General features: G+C 68.9%; 16 protein-coding genes. 14 read left to right on the top strand and 2 right to left on the bottom strand.

Going from position 1 to position 17884, the window contains the following annotated elements:
• The first annotated feature begins 162 nt into the window (after nucleotides 1-162).
• Nucleotides 163-600 carry a SufE family protein gene (locus HEP75_RS09845; RefSeq protein ID WP_179563940.1) on the top strand — a complete coding sequence of 146 codons (438 nt, stop codon included), beginning with the start codon at nucleotides 163-165 and terminating at the stop codon, nucleotides 598-600.
• Complete coding sequence (locus HEP75_RS09840) at nucleotides 597-1847, top strand: MFS transporter (protein ID WP_185826294.1); 1251 nt, start codon at nucleotides 597-599, stop codon at nucleotides 1845-1847. Before HEP75_RS09845 ends, HEP75_RS09840 begins: the two co-directional genes overlap by 4 nt.
• Nucleotides 1848-1872: 25 nt before the next feature.
• Here HEP75_RS09840 and HEP75_RS09835 read toward each other — a convergent pair whose 3' ends face one another.
• A complete protein-coding gene (locus HEP75_RS09835; RefSeq protein ID WP_185826293.1) occupies nucleotides 1873-2994 on the bottom strand; it encodes an alpha/beta fold hydrolase in 1122 nt (373 codons plus the stop codon).
• A 638-nt stretch (nucleotides 2995-3632) separates the two neighbouring features.
• On the opposite strand from HEP75_RS09835, the gene HEP75_RS09830 reads away from it, so the two are divergent.
• The 9 genes from HEP75_RS09830 (at nucleotide 3633) to HEP75_RS09790 (ending at nucleotide 13837) form a co-directional block, all read left to right on the top strand.
• Complete coding sequence (locus tag HEP75_RS09830; protein WP_255424047.1) at nucleotides 3633-4907, top strand: HlyD family efflux transporter periplasmic adaptor subunit; 1275 nt, start codon at nucleotides 3633-3635, stop codon at nucleotides 4905-4907.
• Nucleotides 4904-7117: a peptidase domain-containing ABC transporter gene (locus HEP75_RS09825; protein WP_255424046.1), complete on the top strand. Its 2214-nt coding sequence runs from the start codon at nucleotides 4904-4906 to the stop codon at nucleotides 7115-7117. Before HEP75_RS09830 ends, HEP75_RS09825 begins: the two co-directional genes overlap by 4 nt.
• 141 nt (nucleotides 7118-7258) lie before the next feature.
• Nucleotides 7259-7834: a 2OG-Fe(II) oxygenase gene (locus HEP75_RS09820; RefSeq protein WP_185826291.1), complete on the top strand. Its 576-nt coding sequence runs from the start codon at nucleotides 7259-7261 to the stop codon at nucleotides 7832-7834.
• A 26-nt stretch (nucleotides 7835-7860) separates the two neighbouring features.
• Nucleotides 7861-8769, top strand: a complete 909-nt coding sequence (locus HEP75_RS09815; RefSeq protein WP_255424045.1) for a hypothetical protein — start codon at nucleotides 7861-7863, stop codon at nucleotides 8767-8769.
• 35 nt (nucleotides 8770-8804) lie between these two features.
• Nucleotides 8805-10466 (top strand): PQQ-binding-like beta-propeller repeat protein, encoded by a 1662-nt coding sequence (locus HEP75_RS09810; RefSeq protein ID WP_255424044.1) that lies wholly within the window; start codon nucleotides 8805-8807, stop codon nucleotides 10464-10466.
• Nucleotides 10467-10569: 103 nt separating this feature from the next.
• On the top strand, nucleotides 10570-11424 hold the full coding sequence (locus HEP75_RS22275) for a hypothetical protein (RefSeq protein WP_255424043.1): 855 nt from the start codon (nucleotides 10570-10572) through the stop codon (nucleotides 11422-11424).
• Between the two features lie 68 nt (nucleotides 11425-11492).
• The gene (locus HEP75_RS09800) at nucleotides 11493-11876 is read left to right on the top strand and encodes a hypothetical protein (protein WP_185826289.1); all 384 of its coding nucleotides are present in this window, start codon (nucleotides 11493-11495) and stop codon (nucleotides 11874-11876) included.
• A gap of 352 nt (nucleotides 11877-12228) precedes the next feature.
• The gene (locus HEP75_RS09795) at nucleotides 12229-13092 is read left to right on the top strand and encodes a hypothetical protein (protein WP_185826288.1); all 864 of its coding nucleotides are present in this window, start codon (nucleotides 12229-12231) and stop codon (nucleotides 13090-13092) included.
• A 70-nt stretch (nucleotides 13093-13162) separates the two neighbouring features.
• The gene (locus tag HEP75_RS09790; protein WP_185826287.1) at nucleotides 13163-13837 is read left to right on the top strand and encodes a secreted signal peptide protein; all 675 of its coding nucleotides are present in this window, start codon (nucleotides 13163-13165) and stop codon (nucleotides 13835-13837) included.
• A gap of 301 nt (nucleotides 13838-14138) precedes the next feature.
• Here HEP75_RS09790 and dksA read toward each other — a convergent pair whose 3' ends face one another.
• Nucleotides 14139-15227: an RNA polymerase-binding protein DksA gene (dksA, locus tag HEP75_RS09785; RefSeq protein ID WP_185820394.1), complete on the bottom strand. Its 1089-nt coding sequence runs from the start codon at nucleotides 15225-15227 to the stop codon at nucleotides 14139-14141.
• A gap of 131 nt (nucleotides 15228-15358) precedes the next feature.
• Here dksA and yidD point away from each other — a divergent pair, with 131 nt between their 5' ends.
• The 3 genes from yidD to HEP75_RS09770 are packed head-to-tail and all read left to right on the top strand — an operon-like array spanning nucleotide 15359 to nucleotide 17826.
• Nucleotides 15359-15631 (top strand): membrane protein insertion efficiency factor YidD, encoded by a 273-nt coding sequence (gene yidD / locus HEP75_RS09780; protein WP_185816621.1) that lies wholly within the window; start codon nucleotides 15359-15361, stop codon nucleotides 15629-15631.
• A complete protein-coding gene (locus tag HEP75_RS09775) occupies nucleotides 15632-16966 on the top strand; it encodes a dihydroorotase (protein WP_185820395.1) in 1335 nt (444 codons plus the stop codon).
• On the top strand, nucleotides 16966-17826 hold the full coding sequence (locus tag HEP75_RS09770) for a M23 family metallopeptidase (protein ID WP_185826286.1): 861 nt from the start codon (nucleotides 16966-16968) through the stop codon (nucleotides 17824-17826). The genes HEP75_RS09775 and HEP75_RS09770 overlap by 1 nt, the downstream gene beginning before the upstream one ends.
• Nucleotides 17827-17884 lie beyond the last annotated feature (58 nt).

Raw genomic sequence — 17884 nt, 5'->3', positions numbered from 1 at the left:
CGGATGAGGGTACGGCAACACTCGATAAGGGTACGGACGAAGCGGCTGGCATCAATTTCTAACGAGGCTGCGCCCTACCCTCACCCCAACCCCTCTCTCCCACGGGGACTCCCTACGGTCGCCGGAGGGAGAGGGGCTTTACCGATTGATCTTGGATTTGCGATGACCGATACCGATTTCCCGCTCGAACCCACGCCCGCCGACGCGCAGGCCGCCATCGCCGAGGAATTCGGCTTCTTCGGCGACTGGTCCGAGCGCTACCAGTACCTGATCGATCTGGGCCGCAAGCTGCCGGCGTTCCCCGAGGAGTGGAAGACCGAGCAGCATCGCCTGCACGGCTGCCAGTCGATGGTGTGGATCGTGCCCGAGGGCGACGCGCAGCGGCTGGTGTTCCATGCGATCAGCGATTCGGCGATCGTCTCCGGCCTGATCTACCTGGCGCTGCGGGTCTATTCCGGGCGCAGCGCAGCGCAGATCCTGGCCACCGCGCCGGACTTCGTCGCCGCGATCGGCCTGGGCAAGCACCTGTCGCCGACCCGCAGCAACGGCCTGGCCGCGATCCTGGCGTTCATCCAGGACAGTGCGCGCGCGCAGGCATGAGCGCCCCGCTCCCGCCGCCTGCACAGAGCCTGCGCACGCTACTGGCCCATCCCGGTTTCGCGCTGGTGCTGGCCTATCGCATCTGCGCGATGCTGTCCTACCAGATCGTCGCGGTCACGGTCGGCTGGCACATCTACGAGATCACCCGCAATCCGTTCTCGCTGGGGCTGATCGGGCTGGCCGAGATCCTGCCGTTCTTCTGCATCGCGCCGTTCGCCGGCTACCTGGTCGATCACCTGCCGCGGCGCCGGCTGGGCATGCTCGCCAGCCTGGGCCTGGTCGCGACCGCGGGGGTGCTGACCGCGCTGACCCACGGCTGGCTGCCGATGCATGGCGTGTGGCCGATCTACGCGGCGATCGCGCTGACCGGCGCGGCGCGCGCGTTCCTGTCGCCGGTGTACAACGCGCTGTTCGCGCGCACGCTGCCGCGCGAGGCCTATGCGCGCGGCGCCAGCATCGGCAGCGTGGTGTTCCAGACCGGCATGGTGATCGGGCCCGCGTTGGGCGGGGTGCTGGTCGGCTGGGGCGGCAAGGGCCTGTCCTACGGCGTGGCCATGGCGGTGGCCGGCGTGGCGATGCTGTCGCTGTTGCTGCTGCGCGTGGCCGAGCCGATCAACGACGGCCCGCGCGCGCCGATCTTCCGCAGCATCGCCGAGGGCGCGCAGTTCGTGTTCTCCAACCAGATCATGCTCGGCGCGATGGCGCTGGACATGTTCTCGGTGCTGCTCGGCGGCGCGGTGTCGATGCTGCCGGCCTTCATCCACGACATCCTGCATTACGGCCCCGAAGGCCTGGGCATCCTGCGCGGCGCGCCGGCGCTGGGGTCGGTGCTGGTCGGGCTGTGGCTGGCGCGGCGCCCGCTGCAGCGCAATGCCGGCCGCATCCTGCTGCTGGCGGTGACCGGCTTCGGCCTGTGCACCATCGCCTTCGGCCTGTCGCGGCATTTCTGGCTGTCGGCGGCGATCCTGCTGGTCTACGGCATGTGCGACGGAGTATCGGTGATCGTGCGTTCGACCATCCTGCAGCTGGCCACGCCGGATGCGATGCGCGGCCGGGTGTCTTCGATCAATGGCATCTTCATCGGCTCGTCGAACGAACTTGGCGCGTTCTACGATGGGGTCATGGCGCGACTGATCACACTCGTGCCCGCGGTGGTACTGGGCGGATGCGTGACCTTGGTCGTGGCCGGCGTTACCGCCTGGAAAGCGCCGAAGCTACGCAAGCTGGACCTGCGCGAACTGCAATGACGGCCTAGACACTACCGCGTCGCGCTCAGTGCGTCGCGGCGGCGTCCAGGCGTTCGTCGGCGTCCCAGGCCGCCGCGCAGCCGGGCACGTTCGCCGGCTGGGTCAGCCCGCCCTTGCTGGCCAGGAATCGGCAGGTCGCCGCGAACACTGCCGGCACCGCCTTGGAGCGGATCGGCGAGGCCAGCACGTGATTGCCGGCGCCAGGAAAATCCACCGCCTGGCGCAGCGCCGGCGGCGTGCCCAGTTGCGCGAACATCGCCTGCATCGCCGCCACCGATACCGTCGCGTCCTGGTGCTGCGCGTCGCGATAGTAGTAGCCGAGAAACACCGGCACATGGATCCGCGCATAGGTCGCCGGCAGCATGCCGCCGCGGGTCAGCGCGGCCAGCGCGCGATAGCCGTCGACATGGGTGGCGTCGGCCCAGTAGCCGCTGTCGACCGGGTAGCGCATGACCGGATCGCCGCCGTTGCGCGACCACAGCAGCAGCTGCGCGCACCACGGCCACAGCATCGGCTGCAGCTGCTCGCCGTGTTCGCGCACCAGCGGCGACCACAGCACCAGGGCCTGCACCTGCTGCGGGTGCGCGGCCACGGTCTGCAGCGCCAGCGCGCCGCCCATCGAATTGCCGATCACCACCACCCGCCGGCCCAGCACCTTGGCGATCGCCAGCGCCTCGGCGGCGCCATCGAGCAGGCGCGGCGCATCGATGCCGCGCAAGGCGTCGGCGGCGACCAGCCCGTGTCCCGGCAGGCGCGGCAGATACAGATTGCAGCCGAAGCTGCGCGCCAGACGTTGGTGAGTCGGCGCACCCTCGCCCTGGCTGGCGGTGAAGCCGTGCAGGTAGACCATGGCGCAGTCGCGGCGTCCCGGATGCGCCGGGTCGGCCCAGACGATGCGCGCCTGGTTGTCCGCACGCAGCCCGGCGGTGGCGCGCTCGCGTGCGTCCAGCCAGACCTGCAGCGCGAGCGGATCCTGCGGCACCGCCGGCAACGCGACCTGCGGCAGCGCCGGGCTGACCCGTGGTCCCAATGCCAGCACCGCCAGCAGCACCAGCAAGAGCAGCAGCGGCCAGCGTGCATAGCGCCAGACGCGGGACGTGCCTGCGCGTAGCGGCGTCGCCGCGACGGAGACCGGTGTAGCGGTCATGCGCACATGTCCGCGGCCTGCCGCGGACGGCGCCGCGCCCGCGGCGACCGCAGCGGCGTGACTTGCTTAGCGCCCTCGGCGCCGGCAGCACGGACCCGCCACCTCGCAGGAGCGTGCACGGCCACGACGGCCGCGCGCTGCGGCGGACAGGGAAGGCGATTGGCGAGCATCGGCAGGCGGCGGCAACGTGGCCGTCCGCCACGCGTCCAGTCTGCGGCGGCGGCATGACAGGCGCATTTAAGCCCGATCGCGATCCGGCGTGCGCGGCAAATGCGTGAAATGCGTGAAATGCGTGACGGCGCAACCTCGCCCTTTTCGGCTTGCACCTGCGTCGCCGCAGGCAGGTCCAGCGCATTTGTCTACAGGATGCGCCGAGCCGCGTGCGCACGTCCGCTTGCGCTGCTGCGACGCCGATTTCCTTGCGTTGCGGCGGCGAAAGACGCACGCCGTCTCACTCGCTCGCAGCACCCGGCGCATGCGCACGCCATGGCCGGATCGCAGCGACGCGATACCGAAAGGTTCGCGAAAGCCATGCCTGGAACCGTTGCGCCCGGACCAGCCGCAGGGTCCTTGACGGAACGCCAGGTTCGCCGCCTGCCTGCATTTTCCCGTGCGAAGTTCATACGGAAAGAACTGAAATGGAAGGTTCGCTTTTTCGCAGCGAAGTGCTGGACGCCCCCAGCCAGGCATGGCTGGGAACAGTGCGGTTGGCCACGCCGGTCTCGACCCAGGCATGGACGGTCGCCGCGCTGCTCATCGGCGCCTCGATCCTCGCCTGGCTGTTCGCCGGGCACTACACGCAGCGCGTGCACGTCACCGGCCTGCTGGTGCCGCGCGCCGGCTTGATCAGCCTGACCGCCAACACCGTCGGCGTGGTCGACCACGTCGCCGCCGCGGAAGGCGATCGCGTCGTCGCCGGGCAGATCCTGGTGTCCCTGTCCGGCGAACACACCAGCAAGGCGCTGGGCAATACCGCGGCCGGCGTCAGCACGCAACTGCAACGGCAGGCCAGCAGCCTGCGCCAGGACATCGGCGATGCGCTCACCCTGCGCGACAAGCAGGCCGAGGACAACCGCACCCAGCAGACCCTGCTGAAGGATCAGCTGGCGCAGATCGACGCGCAGATCGCGATCGAGAAGAAACAGATGGCGCTGGTCCAGGACCTGGTGAACAAGTGGTCCGGGCTGGTGGCCGGCGGCTACATCCCGGCGCTGCAGGTCGAGCAGGAACAATCGGCCCTGCTCGCCGACGAATCGCAATTGCGCTCGCTGCAGCAGCAGCACGCCGGTACGCGCCAACAGCTGAGCGCGCTCGACGACCAGTTGACCCAGCTGCCGTTGGCGGTCTCGGCCAAGCTCAACGAACTGCGCCGGCAACTGGCGCAGGTCGAACAGGCGCTGGCCCAGAACGAAGCGAGCCGCGCCAGCGAACTGCGCGCGCCGGCCAGCGGCGTCGTGTCCTCGCTGCTGGTGAAGCCCGGCGCGTCGGTGTCGCTCGGGCAACCGCTGCTCGCCATCGTGCCCGACGGTTCGCGGCTGCAGGCGCAGCTGCTGGTGCCCAGCCAGGCGGTCGGCTTCGTGCATCCGGGCGTGGATGTCACCCTGCACTACCAGGCCTTCCCCTATCAGAAATTCGGCCTGCAACATGGCGTGGTGCGCAGCGTTTCGCGCAGCGCACTGATGCCCGGCGAAGTGACCCTGCTGCTCGGCGGCGGCACACCGCCATCGACCGACTCGCTGTACCTGGCGCATGTGGATCTGGCCAGCCAGAACGTGCAAGCCTACGGGCAGCAGCAGCCGCTGCGCCCGGGCATGGCGCTGGAGGCGGACATGCTGCTGGACCGGCGCCGCATCGTCGAATGGATCTTCGAACCGCTGTACGGCATGGGGCATCGCTGGAGCAGCGGTTCGTGAGTCTCCGCGCCGAGGATCGCAGCGCGAACGACGACAGCGTGCATGCCGCTCGCGCGCAGGGCACACCGCGGCTGCGTTTCTGGCGCTCGCGCGGCTTGCCGAACGTGCTGCAGTCCGAAGCGGCCGAGTGCGGACTCGCCTGCCTGGCGATGATCGCCGGCTACCACGGCCACCACACCGACCTGGCTGCGCTGCGCCGGCGTTTCACCCTGTCGCTGAAAGGCATGACCGCGCGGCGCCTGATCGAGGTCGCGCATGCGCTGGGGCTGCAATGCCGGCCGCTGCGGCTGGAGATGGACGAACTCGGCCAGTTGCAGACGCCGTGCGTGCTGCATTGGGACCTCGACCATTTCGTGGTGCTGCACGAGGTCGGCAGGAACAAGATCACCCTGCACGATCCGGCGGTGGGCGTGCGTATCCTGCCGCTGGCCGAGGTCGCGCGGCATTTCACCGGCGTAGCCATCGAGTTTTCGAAAGGCCCCACGTTCCAGCGCCAGCGCGAGGCGCCGCCGGTCTCGCTGCGCTCGCTCGCCGGCTCGATCCGCGGCCTGGGCCGCGGGCTCGCGCAGATCTTCGGCCTGGCGCTGGTGCTGGAACTGTTCGCCCTGCTCGCGCCGTTGTTCATGCAACTGGTGGTGGACCAGGTCATCGCCGACGGCGACCACGACCTGCTGACCTTCCTCGGGCTCAGCTTCGCCCTGCTGATCGTGCTGGAAACGCTGGTCTCCGCGTTGCGCAGCTGGACGGTGATGTGGCTCAGCACCCACTTCAACCTGGGCTGGACCGGCAACGTGTTCCAGCACCTGATGCGGCTGCCGCACGCCTACTTCGGCGCGCGCCACCTCGGCGACATCGTGTCGCGCTTCGGCGCAATCGACGCGATCCAGCAGACCCTGACCACGCGCTTCGTCGAGATCCTGCTCGACGGGCTCATGGCCAGCATCACCCTGGTCGTGCTGTTCGCCTACAGCCCGCTGCTGTCGGCCATCGTGCTGGGTGCGGTGGCCCTGTATGCGGGCCTGCGGCTGCTGTATTTCCGCATCTACCGCGAAGCCAACCTCAGCCAGATCACGGTGACCGCGAAACAGCACAGCCGCTTCCTGGAAGCGGTGCGCGGGGTGCAGACGATCCGCCTGCACAACCAGGAAGCCGAACAGACCGGGCGCTACCTCAATGCGGCGGCCGATACGCTCAACACCTCGATCGCGGTGCAGCGCCTGGACATGCTGTTCACCGCGCTGCAGGGCCTGGCCACCGGCGCGCAACGGCTGGGCGTGCTGTGGCTGGGCGCGTGGCTGGGGCTGAAGGGCCAGTTCACCGTCGGCATGCTGACCGCGTTCGTCGCCTACGGCGACCAGTTCAGCAGCCGCGTCGCCAGCCTGATCGATTACGCGATCGAACTGCGCATGTTGCGCCTGCAGGCCGAGCGCCTGGCCGACATCGTGCTGACCGCGCCGGAAGCCTACGCCAGCAGCGAGCACGTCGGCCCGCTGCCGGCACCCGGCGTGGCGTTCAACAAGGTCGGCTTTCGCTATGCCGACGGCGAGCCGTGGATCCTGCGCGAGTGCAGCTTCGAGGTGCGGCCGGGCGAATCGGTGGCCATCGTCGGCCCGTCCGGATGCGGCAAGAGCACCTTGATCCGGCTGCTGCTCGGCCTGCTCGATCCGCAGCAGGGATCGATCGAGATCGGCGGCATCGACCTGCGCCGGCTCGGCAAGTCGCGCTATCGGTCGATGACCGCCAGCGTCATGCAGGACGATCACCTGTTCACCGGTTCGATCGCCGAGAACATCAGCCTGTTCGACGCCCTCGCCACGCCGCAGGACATCGAGGACGCGGCGCGCCTGGCCGGCGTGCACGAAGACATCGTGGCCATGCCGATGGGCTATCACAGCCTGGTCGGCGACATGGGCTCTTCGCTCTCCGGCGGACAGCAGCAGCGCCTGTTCCTGGCCCGCGCGCTGTATCGCCGCCCGCAGATCCTGGTACTGGACGAAGCCACCAGCCATCTGGATGTCGCCCTGGAACGGCGACTCAACCACGCCATCAAGGCGCTGAACATCACCCGCATCGTCATTGCGCACCGGCCGGAAACCATCGCGCATGCGGACCGCGTCATCGAGTTGTGCGAAGGGGCGGCCATGATGCGTTCCCCGCCGCGCCACGCGGCTCCCGTCGCAGCGACGTCGTCCGTCGGAGACGCACCATGAGGCCAGGTCGGCTCTTGGCTTGCATCGTCGGCGCCGCGGCCCGGCATCGGCAGCGACGTGGCGCCGCAACCTCCGCCGAAAACATCAGGCGTTTGCCCATCCCCGCTCTTTTCGCCCTCTCCGAAACCATGAGGTAACGCCGTGTCGTCATCGGAAGCGTCATCCCTGAAGGTCGTCAACAACTTCGTCGACGTGCAGCATCTGCCGGAGCTGGCCAGTGGTCGCGGCGGCTGGGCATACGGCGTTTATCCGGGCCTGCTCGGCGACGCGCATCCGTCCTGGCACATCCACCTGTGCGGCAGCCGCAACGCGCAGGACCGGGCCATCCACGACGACGTGCTCAACGCCACGCCGGGGCTGGAATCGCTCAACGACGTGTGGCGGCACATCCGCGAAGAACTGGCGCCCGACTACGGCCTGGTCCGCGCCTACGTCAGCGGCCACACGCATGGACAGGACGGCGCCGCGCATCACTACGCCAAGCCGTCCGACCAGGAGCGGGTCGCCCTGCTCTACACCAGCACCGAGTGGAAGGACGGCTGGGCCGGCGAAACGGTGTTCTACGACGCCGCGCGCGAGTGCATCTCGATCCGCCCGCGTCCCGGCCGACTGGTGCTGTTCGACGGGACCATCGTGCGCGCGTCGCGCGCGCCGGCGCGCGATTGCCCGACGCTGTGCACCACCCTCGCGTTGCACATGCGGCGCATCCGCCGCTAGACCGGCCCAGCGAGAGACGACTTCCGATGCAGACCACCCTGCCACGCAGCGCGTTCGCGGCGGCGCTCCTGGCCTTCGCCCTGGCGCCGCACGCGGCTGCGGCAGACGCCTTCGGCCGCGGCCGCGGCGACTTGGGCGAACCGTTGCGGATCCCGATCGCCGACGACAGCGGACATCCCTGGACGCTGCAAGGGCGCCTGTGCCGTCCCGAAGGCGTGCAGCGCCCACGGCTGGTGGTGATCGCGCACGGCTCGCCGGCGAAAGCGGCGGAGCGGCCGGGCATGACGCTGGAGAGCTGCAGCGGCGAATCCGCGCAATGGTTCCTGCACCGGCACTACGCGGTCGCGCTGGTGCTGCGGCTGGGCTACGGCGTCACCGGCGGCCCTTGGACCGAGGGCTACGACGGCTACGACGGCTGCGACCGCGCCGACTACGCCAAGGCCGGCCTGGAGACGGCGCGGCAGCTCAAGACGATCGTGGATTTCGTCACCGCCCTGCCCGGCATCGCCCCTGGCGGCGCCGTCGTCGTCGGCCAGTCGGCCGGCGGCTGGGGCACGCTGGCCTACGACAGCATGCCGCATCCGAACGTCGCGGGCTTCGTCAACATGGCCGGCGGCCGTGGCGGCCACTTCCACGACCGCGCCAACAGCAATTGCGCGCCGGAAAAACTGATCGAGGCGGCAGGCCGCTTCGGCACCAGCGCGAGCACGCCGATGCTGTGGATCTACACCGGCAACGACAGCTTCTTCGACCCGGCGCTGGCCGCCGCGCTGCATCGCAGCTTCGTGCAGGCCGGCGGCCGCGCCGAACTGGTCGCGCCCACCGCTTACGGCGACGACGGACACCACCTGTTCTTCGGCCGCCGCGGCTCCGAGATCTGGGGACCGCCGGTCGATGCCTACCTCAAGACGCTGGACGCGGCGGCGTCCCCATGACCACCCCGACCCTCCGCGCAGAGCACACGATGACCATGCAATCGATCCGGGACATCATCCAGACCATCGGCCTGCATACCGCGGCCGAGAACATTCCGCTGATCACCAAGAAGGGCGGCGCCTACACCTGGCTGTTCGACCTGCGCCGGGTGTTCATGCAGCGCGAGGCGCTCGAGCAGATCGCCCACGCGTTCTGGGAACGCAACGCCGCGCGCGCACCGTTCCAGCTCGGCGGCCTGGAGACGGCGGCGATCCCGCTGCTCACCGCGCTGCTGCTGACCGCGCCGAAGGAGCGTGGCGCGGTCAACGGCTTCATCATCCGCAAGGACCGCAAGACCACCGGCCTGGGCAATGCGATCGAAGGCGAGGTGCTGGATCTGCCGATCGTTCTGGTCGACGACTCGCTCAACTCCGGCAATAGCGCCGAGAAGGCGCGCGCGGTCGTCGCCATGGCCGGCCACCCGCTTGCCGAGGTGTTCGTGGTGGTCGACTTCCTGTCCAAGGCCGGCATGCAATGGCGCAAGACCCACGGCATCGCCGTGCAATCGCTGTTCACCCTGAAGGACTTCGACCTTCCGCCGGACCACAGCACGCCGCACCCCACGCAGGGCTACCGCGAGCTGTGGCGAACCGCGACGCCGGGCGGCTTCGCCTATCACGTGGTCCCCAAGTCCGCGCCGCTGCTGGTCGGCGACACCATCTTCCGCGGCTGCGACGCGGCGAAGATGCAGGCGTTCTCCGCCGAGACCGGCGGACTGCTGTGGGAATACCAGGTCACCGGCGCGGCCTACACCAAGAAAGGCATCTGGTCGTGCCCCGCCTATCACGACGGGCGCCTGTACTTCGGCGCCTACAACGGCACCGTCTATTGCCTGGACGCGGAAAGCGGCGAGGAGATCTGGACGCATCCGGACGGCGACTGGATCGGCGCCTCGCCGCTGCTGCTGCCGCAGCACAACCTGCTGTATGTCGGCATCGAGTACGTCCGCCCCTGGGCGCAGGGCAGCCTGGCCGCCTACGACATGGGCACCGGCGAGAAGGTCTGGGAACATCAGGTCGAGAAGCTGCAGCACGGCTCGCCGGGCTATTGGGAAGGCGGCGACCTGGTGATCTGGGGCAGCGCCGATCACGAGACGCTCGCGCTCGAGGCCAAGACCGGCCGCATCGTGTGGCGCTTCCCGACCCGGCGCTCGGTGAAATACGCGCCCGCGGTCGACGAACAGCGCCGGCTGACCGCCTTCGCCTCCTTCGACAAGTCGATCTACGTCCTCGACGTGGCCACCGGCGAGAAACGCGGCGAATGGCAGACCGACGAGATCTGCTACACCACGCCGCTGTTCGCCGGCAACAAGCTGTTCTGCGGCTCCGGCGACCGGCATCTATACGTCATCGACGTGGACACGATGCAGTTGCTCAAGAAGATCAATCTGCGCGCGCGCGTGTACGCCTCGCCCAAGCGCGTGGGCAATCGCGTCATCGTCGGCAGCAACGGCGGCCGCGTCGTCGAGATCGACATCGACACGCTGGAAACCAAGGGCGTGCTGCAACTGCCGGATGCGGTCACCAACGGCGTCGCGGTCTCGCCGGACGGCCGGCGCATCTTCGTCTCCACCTACATGAACCATCTCTACGCGTTCGAGCGTTTGCGCGAGGCCGGGGAAAGCGCGGCCGGCCATGCGCTGGCCGCGTCGTCGTAAGCGCAGCGCGGCAGGATCGATCCAGGCGCGCGGCCAGGCACGGCGCGCGGCCGGATCAACCGAAGCGAGGACGGTTTTCCCCGCAACCTGTCAAAGGATCAACATGAGAACGCTCGATATCATCGAAATCGATATGGTCGCTGGCGGCACGCGCGCATCGATCGGCGCACACCCGTTGTCCACCTCGATCCACCACGCCAAGGCGCACAAGAAAGTGCATCACGCCAAGGCCAAGACCCATCACCACCACGCGGCGATGCACAAGTCGACGACGATGCAGCAGGTCGCCGAGTTCGACGCCCCGGTCGAGGCCGAAGGCGGCGGTGGTGAAGGCGGTGAAGGTGGGGAGGGCGGTGAAGGCGGCGAAGGTGGAGAGGGCGGTGAAGGCGGTGAAGGTGGTGAAGGCGGTGAAGGTGGTGAAGGCGGTGAAGGCGGAGAGGGCGGTGAAGGCGGAGAGGGCGACGGCGGAGGCGGTTACGACGACGGCAACGATGCTGACGGCAACGGACCGACCGACACCAACATAGGCAGCAGCCATCAGACGGACGATGGCAGGACCGTGTCGATCACCTACCAGAACACGCAGGACGGTTCCAGCAGCGACAATCCGGTCACGTCCAAGATGGCCTCGGCGTTGAACTCGGTGCTCGACAGCGACGATGGCGTCAACAGCATCGACATCTCCGCGACCACCAACGGCAGCCACACCCCCAATTCTGCCCACTACACCGGCAACGCCGTCGATATCAACATCATCAACGACGTGCATGTCGGAACCAGCGGCACCGGCTTCGACAACGCGCAGGCGCTGGAGAACGCCGCGATGAACGATCCCAACGTCAGCTACGTGGAAGGGCCCGCCGGCAATTTCATCAGGTCCAGCCCCACCGCGGACTGGACCGCCGCCAGCCGAGAAAGCGGCGACACGACGCACGTGCATATCAGCGTCTTCAAGTAAGCCCACTTCCCTCTTCCGGGCCGGAGCCACTCCGGCCCGGAAGACAATCACCTATCGGAGATTCCCCCATGAAGTCCCTCTGGCTGCCGCGCATGTGCATGGCGTCGCTTCTCGTCTTCGCCATGCAAGGATCGTTGCAGGCGATGCAATCCGCGCCCGGCAACGAAGCTCAACAGGCGCTCGCCTTTGTCCTGAAGAACGACATCGTCCTGTCGAGGACGTTCGGGGAGTGCCCGAACCTGACATTCACCCGCAGCGCGGCAAAGGGCGCCCACACGTTCCTGATCGAGGGCCGCTGCGACATCAAGAACAATCCCGAGGAAGATGCGGACTGTCCCGCCTACCAGGTGCACGCGAGCGGGACGATCGACGCGCCTTCGCATTGGACCGTCCGCCAGCTGGAGTTGAAGCTGGTGTGCTCCAGCGAAGGAGCGGCGGCGCAGCGGATGTGATCGTTCGGCACGCTGCTCGTCCCACCCGCGGAAAGCGCGATTGCCGGAGCCATGCATGGCACGCGGCGAGCGTTGCCAGGTGCCACCTCGCACCAGCATGCGACCGCAAGCGACGCTCGGCGTGGCGATGCCTCCAGTTCCCGGGACGCATCGGCATGCCGACCTGCATGAACCATCTGTACGCGTTCGAGCGTTGCGCGCAGCCGAGGAAAGCACGGCCGGCCACGCGCTTGTCGCGTCGCCGCAGCGCAGCGCGCGCGGCAGGATCGATCCGGACGCGCGGCCATGCGCCTGCGGCCGGATCAGCCGAAGCGAGGACGGCTCCTTCCCCGCAACATGTCAAAGGATCTACATGAGAACGCTCGATATCATCGAAATCGATATGGTCGCCGGCGGCACCCGCGCTTCGATCGGCGCGCACCCGCTATCCAGCTCGATCCATCACGCCAAGGCGCACAAGAAGGCGCACCACGCCAAGGCCAAGACCCATCACCACCACCACGCGGCGATGCACAAGGCGGTGGCGATGCAGACCGCCACCGAGTTCGACGCGCCGATCGAGGCCGAAGGCGGTGAAGGCGGTGAAGGTGGCGAGGGCGGTGAAGGCGGTGAAGGCGGTGAAGGCGGCGAAGGTGGCGAAGGTGGTGAGGGAGGCGAAGGCGGAGAAGGCGGAGAAGGCGATGGCGGCGAGGGAGATGGTGGCGACGGTGATGGCGATGGCGACGGCGGCGATGGCAGCGACGGTGGCGAAGGCGACGGTGGCGCCGGCAGCAACGCCAATCCAGCCACGTCCGCATCGGCCAGCGGCACCACGGTGACCTACACCGCCGCGGACGGCTCCACCCAGGAGGTCACCGGCACCCATCCGAACCGCGACAACAACCCGCTCGACATCCGTTCCGGCAACTTCGCCGACGACCACGGTTCGCTCGGCAACGATCGCGGCTTCGCGATCTTCTCCAATCCGCAGGCCGGACTCGACGCTGCGGTGGCCAACATGAACCGCATCAACGACAACAACAACGGCACCGCCACGCTCAGCCAGATCATCAGCACTTGGTCGCCGCCGAGCGAGAACCCGACCTCGGAGATGATCACCACCATCACCACCAATTCGGGCCTGAATCCGACCGACCAGTGGGGCTCGTTGACCAGCGCCCAGCAGAGCGCGTTCGTCACGGCCTATGGCCACCGCGAAGGCTGGCACGGCAACTAATTCAAGCAAACGGCGAGACCGGGATGCGCATCCCGGCCTCGTTCCCCACGACACGCCACGGAGATCCTCCATGACACCCCGATCCCTTTCGCTGTTCGGCCTGCTCGCCTTCGGCATGGCCATCGCGCAGGTCCACGCCGCCGGCAGCGACGCCGCCGCCTGCACGCGCGCGTTGCAGCAGGCCTTTGCCGCTTCCGCCAGCGCGGCGACCCTGCCCGCTCCGTGCACACGCATCGGCCCGGTCGCGCTGGGCATGCGCAAGCAACAGGTTCTGGCCGCGCTCGGCCGCCCGGACGTCACCCGCGCCGATGCCGCACACCCGCAGACGCTCAGCGTCGTGTACCTGTACCCGCGCGAGCTCAACGCGCAGCTGGCGCGCCATCCGCGTGCGGCCGGCACGCTCGTCCACAGCCAGTTGGCCGTGGGCTTCCGCAACGACCGGGTCACCAGCCTGATCGCCTTGGCCGATCCGAACGCCCCCCTGCCCTTCGACCTGCTCGGCCAGCCGGCCGGCACCCACATCGACCGCCTGCTGCAGGCGATCGGCGGCCGCCCGCAATGGAACGACAGCCGCGACTATGTGCAGTTCGCCGCCATGCCGTTGGGCGTGAACGTGGACCCGGACACCTCGGCCATCGTCGGGCTGAACATCGCAGCCAGCAAGGCGGACCTGGACAGCTTCGGCCTGCCCGGCCTGCAACTGCTCAAGGACGCGAAAAGCGGTCTGGTCAACGGCGTCCGCTGAATATCGCCGTGGTCCCGGCGGCGCGACGCCCGGCATGCGACGCAGCGTGGCGCGGGCTGCCGGCATCGGATCGGCGGCGTCGCGAAACCTGCGCACACGCCATAGCGGACGCATCAGGCGCAGCAGCCGCGCATGGCGCAGACGCCATCGCCACTGGGCCTCCGCCCACCGCCGCGGCGCCGCACCGGATCGCACGCTTGGCGGCAAATAGGCGGGCCGGCCGGATCGGCACGATCACCAGAAAGCACAAGGCCCCGCGCGAGCAGGGCCTTGGGCGAACGCAGACGCAGGCGTTGGCGAATCAGTCGCCCTGCTGCTTCTGCAGGTGTTCCCAGCGCTCCTGCGCATCGATGGTGCGCTCGGCGGTCAGGCGCGCCTCCAGGCGCTCCAGGCCGATCTCTTCGCCGGTATCCACGCAGTAGCCGTAGTCGCCGGCATCCAGGCGCTTGAGCGTGCTGTCGATCTTGCCGATCAGCTTGCGGTAGCGGTCGCGGGTACGCAGTTCCAGCGAGTTCTCGGTCTCGCGGGTGGCGCGCTCGGCCTCGTCGCCGATGTCGCGGACTTCGTCGCGCAGGTTCTCGATGGTCTGCTTGGATTCCTCGACCAGGTCGGCACGCCAGTTGAGCAGGCGCTGGCGGAAGTACTCCTGCTGCAGCGTGCTCATGTACTCCTCGTCGCCGGCCGGCTTGTAGCCCTTGGGCAGGATCGGACGGCCGGTCGCTTCGTCGGTCTTGTACTCGACCACCTTGTACTTGGCCGGCTTGGCCGGGGTGTTGGACTTGGCGGTCACCGCGACGGCGACCTTGCCGGTCGGCTTGGCGATCGGCGCCTTGGGGGTGGATTCGGATTTGGTGGGGGTTTTCGCGGAGGATTTCGAAACGGACACGGGATTCTTATGTGACGGGGCCGAGGGCGCAGCGGGCTTGGCGGCGACCGGCTGGGAAACCGGGGCTGCGGCGGGCGTGGCGGCCTTGGCCGGGACAGACTTGGCCGGCGCCGGCTTGGCAGCCGGCTTCGGTACGGATTTGGCAACCGCCGGCGCAACCGGGGCGGTGGCCTGCTTTGGTTTCACTGCGGGCGTGGCCTGCTTGGCTGCGGCTGCCTGCTTGGCGACCGGGGCGGCGCTGGATTTGGCGGCAGCTTTCGCTGGCTTGGCGGCCGGCTTGGCCGGAGCCTTCTTGGCAGGCGCGGCGGCAACCGGCTTGGGCGCCGGCTTCTTCGCCACCGCCTTGGCCGGAGCCTTCTTTGCCGGCGCGGGCTTGGCTGCCGGCTTCGCCACCGGTTTCTTCAGCGGCTTGGCAGCAGCGGACGCCGTCGCCTTCTTGGCAACGGGCTGGACGGGCTTCTTGGCGGCCTTGACGGCCTTCTTTGCAGGTTTTTTAGCAGCCACGAATCGCTCTTCCTTGGTTTCCCCGGGGCCCGGGAAAGCGGGCCTTTATAGCCTACCCTACCCCCAGCGGCAACCACACCGTCTACACGCTAGTGAACGGCAGGCCGGCGAACGGCGGCCCCGTTGCGCAACTGGCATATCATGGAGCGGTGATCGCCCGCGCTCTCATCGCCTTGCTGCACCTGTACCAGCGCTTCATCAGCCCCCTGCTGGGCCCGCGCTGCCGGTTCGTGCCCAGTTGCTCGGCCTACGCGGTCACCGCCATCGCCCGCTACGGCGCGCTGCGCGGGGGCTGGATGGCCGCCCGTCGCGTCGGCCGCTGCCATCCCTTCCATCCCGGCGGGTTCGACCCGGTGCCCGATCCCGCGGCGCCGCCGGCCTGCCGCTGCCCAGGAAAACACTGAATGTCCTCCTCCACCCTCATCGTCAACGCCCGCCTGGTCAACGAAGGCCAGGAAACCCAGGGCGACCTGCGCATCGCCGACGGCCGTATCGCCGCGATCGCCCCGCAACTGGCCGCCCGCGACGGCGAGACCGTGGTCGACGCCGCCGGGCGCTGGCTGCTGCCCGGCATGATCGACGACCAGGTGCACTTCCGCGAACCCGGCCTGACCCACAAGGGCGACATCGCCAGCGAGTCGGCGGCCGCGGTGGCCGGCGGCCTGACCAGCTTCATGGACATGCCCAACACCAACCCGCCGACCCTGGACGCGGCCGCGCTGCAGGCCAAGTACGACGCCGCCGGCGGCCGCGCCTGGGGCAACTACGGCTTCTACCTGGGCGCCAGCAACGACAACCTGGCGGCGATCCAGACCCTGGACCCGAAGACCGCGCCGGGGATCAAGGTGTTCATGGGCGCCTCCACCGGCAACATGCTGGTCGACAACCCGCAGACCCTGGACGCGATCTTCCGCGACGCGCCGACCCCGATCATCACCCACTGCGAAGACACCCCGACCATCGACGCGACCCTGGCCGCGTTCAAGGAAAAGTACGGCGACGCGCTCACCCCGGAGATGCATCCGGACATCCGTTCGCGCGAGGCCTGCCTGAAATCCTCGCAGCTGGCGGTGTCGCTGGCGAAGAAGCACGGCACCCGCCTGCACGTGCTGCACATCTCCACCGCCGACGAACTGGCGCTGTTCGCGCCCGGTCCGATCCAGGGCAAGCGCATCACCGCCGAGACCTGCATCCACTTCCTGCGCTTCGACCGCGCCGACTACGCGACGCTGGGCAACCTGATCAAGTGCAACCCGGCGATCAAGGACGCCAGCGACCGCGAGGCGCTGATCCGCGCGCTGGCCGAGGACGTGATCGACGTGCTCGCCACCGACCACGCGCCGCACACCTGGGAAGAGAAGAGCAAGCCGTATGCGCAGGCACCGTCGGGCCTGCCGCTGGTGCAGTACGCGCTGGTCGCGGCGCTGGAACTGGTGCACGAAGGCCGGCTCAGCGTGGCCCAGGTGGTGCACAAGTTCGCGCACGCGCCGGCGCTGCTGTTCGACGTGCACCAGCGCGGCTTCCTGCGCGAGGGTTACCACGCCGACCTGGTGCTGATCGACGACACCGCCTTCACCGTGCGCCGCGAGGACATCCTGTCCAAGTGCGGCTGGTCGCCGTTCGAAGGCCGCAGCTTCCGCTCCAAGATCGCCGCGACCTGGGTCAACGGCGAACTGGCCTGGGACGGCACCCGCCTGGTCGGCAGCCCGAACGGGCAGCGCCTGGCGTTCGACCGCTGATGCGGCGCACACGCGTGCCGGGTGCCGCGCTGGCGCTCGGCCTGCTGGCGTCGGCGCTGGCGATGCCGTCGCTGCAGGCGCAGACCGGCGCCGCCGCCAGCGCCGACACGCGCAGCGTGTTCCCGGCCAGTGCCTCGCAGGGCGCGCTGGTGATCGGCAAAGTGGCGCCCGGCAGCCGCGTGCAGTACGCCGGGCGCACGCTGCGGGTCAGCGGCTACGGCAGCGTGGTGTTCGGCATCGGCCGCGACGAACGCGGCCCGCTGCGGCTGCTGGTGCAGCGCGCCGATGGCGGCAGCGAGAGCATCGACATCGCGGTGACCCCACGCGACTGGCCGCTGGAACGCGTCAACGGCGTGCCGCCGAAGACGGTCAACCCGCCGCCGGCGATCGCCGAGCGGATCAAGCGCGAGCAGGCGCAGGTCGTCGCCGCGCGCGACCGCGACGACGACCGCACCGACTTCGCCGCGCCCTTCATCTGGCCGGTGCAGGGCCGCATCAGCGGCCGCTTCGGCAATGCCCGCGTGTACAACGGGCAACCCGGCGCCGGCCACTCCGGCATGGACATCGCCGTGCCCACCGGCACCCCGGTCAAGGCGCCGGCGGCCGGCGTGGTCACCTTTGCCGCGCCGGACCTGTACCTGACCGGCGGCACCGTGCTGCTCGACCACGGCTACGGGGTCAGCTCCAACTTCCTGCACCTGTCGCGGATCGACGTGATGGTCGGTGACCGCATCGCCCAGGGCCAGGTGATTGGTGCGGTCGGCGCCACCGGGCGCGCGACCGGGCCGCATCTGCATTGGGGGATGAACTGGTTCGATGTACGCATCGATCCGTTGTTGGTGCTGGAGCGGACGAAGTAACAGCCGGCAGTTCATCTCCAGCGGCACGCGGCGGCGCGTTCTTCATCTCCGTGGCCGA

The organism is Xanthomonas sp. SI, assembly GCF_014236855.1.
Lineage (GTDB): Bacteria > Pseudomonadota > Gammaproteobacteria > Xanthomonadales > Xanthomonadaceae > Xanthomonas_A.
Note: the sequence above shows the minus strand (reverse complement) of the source record. Positions and strands in the feature narration are given on the sequence as shown.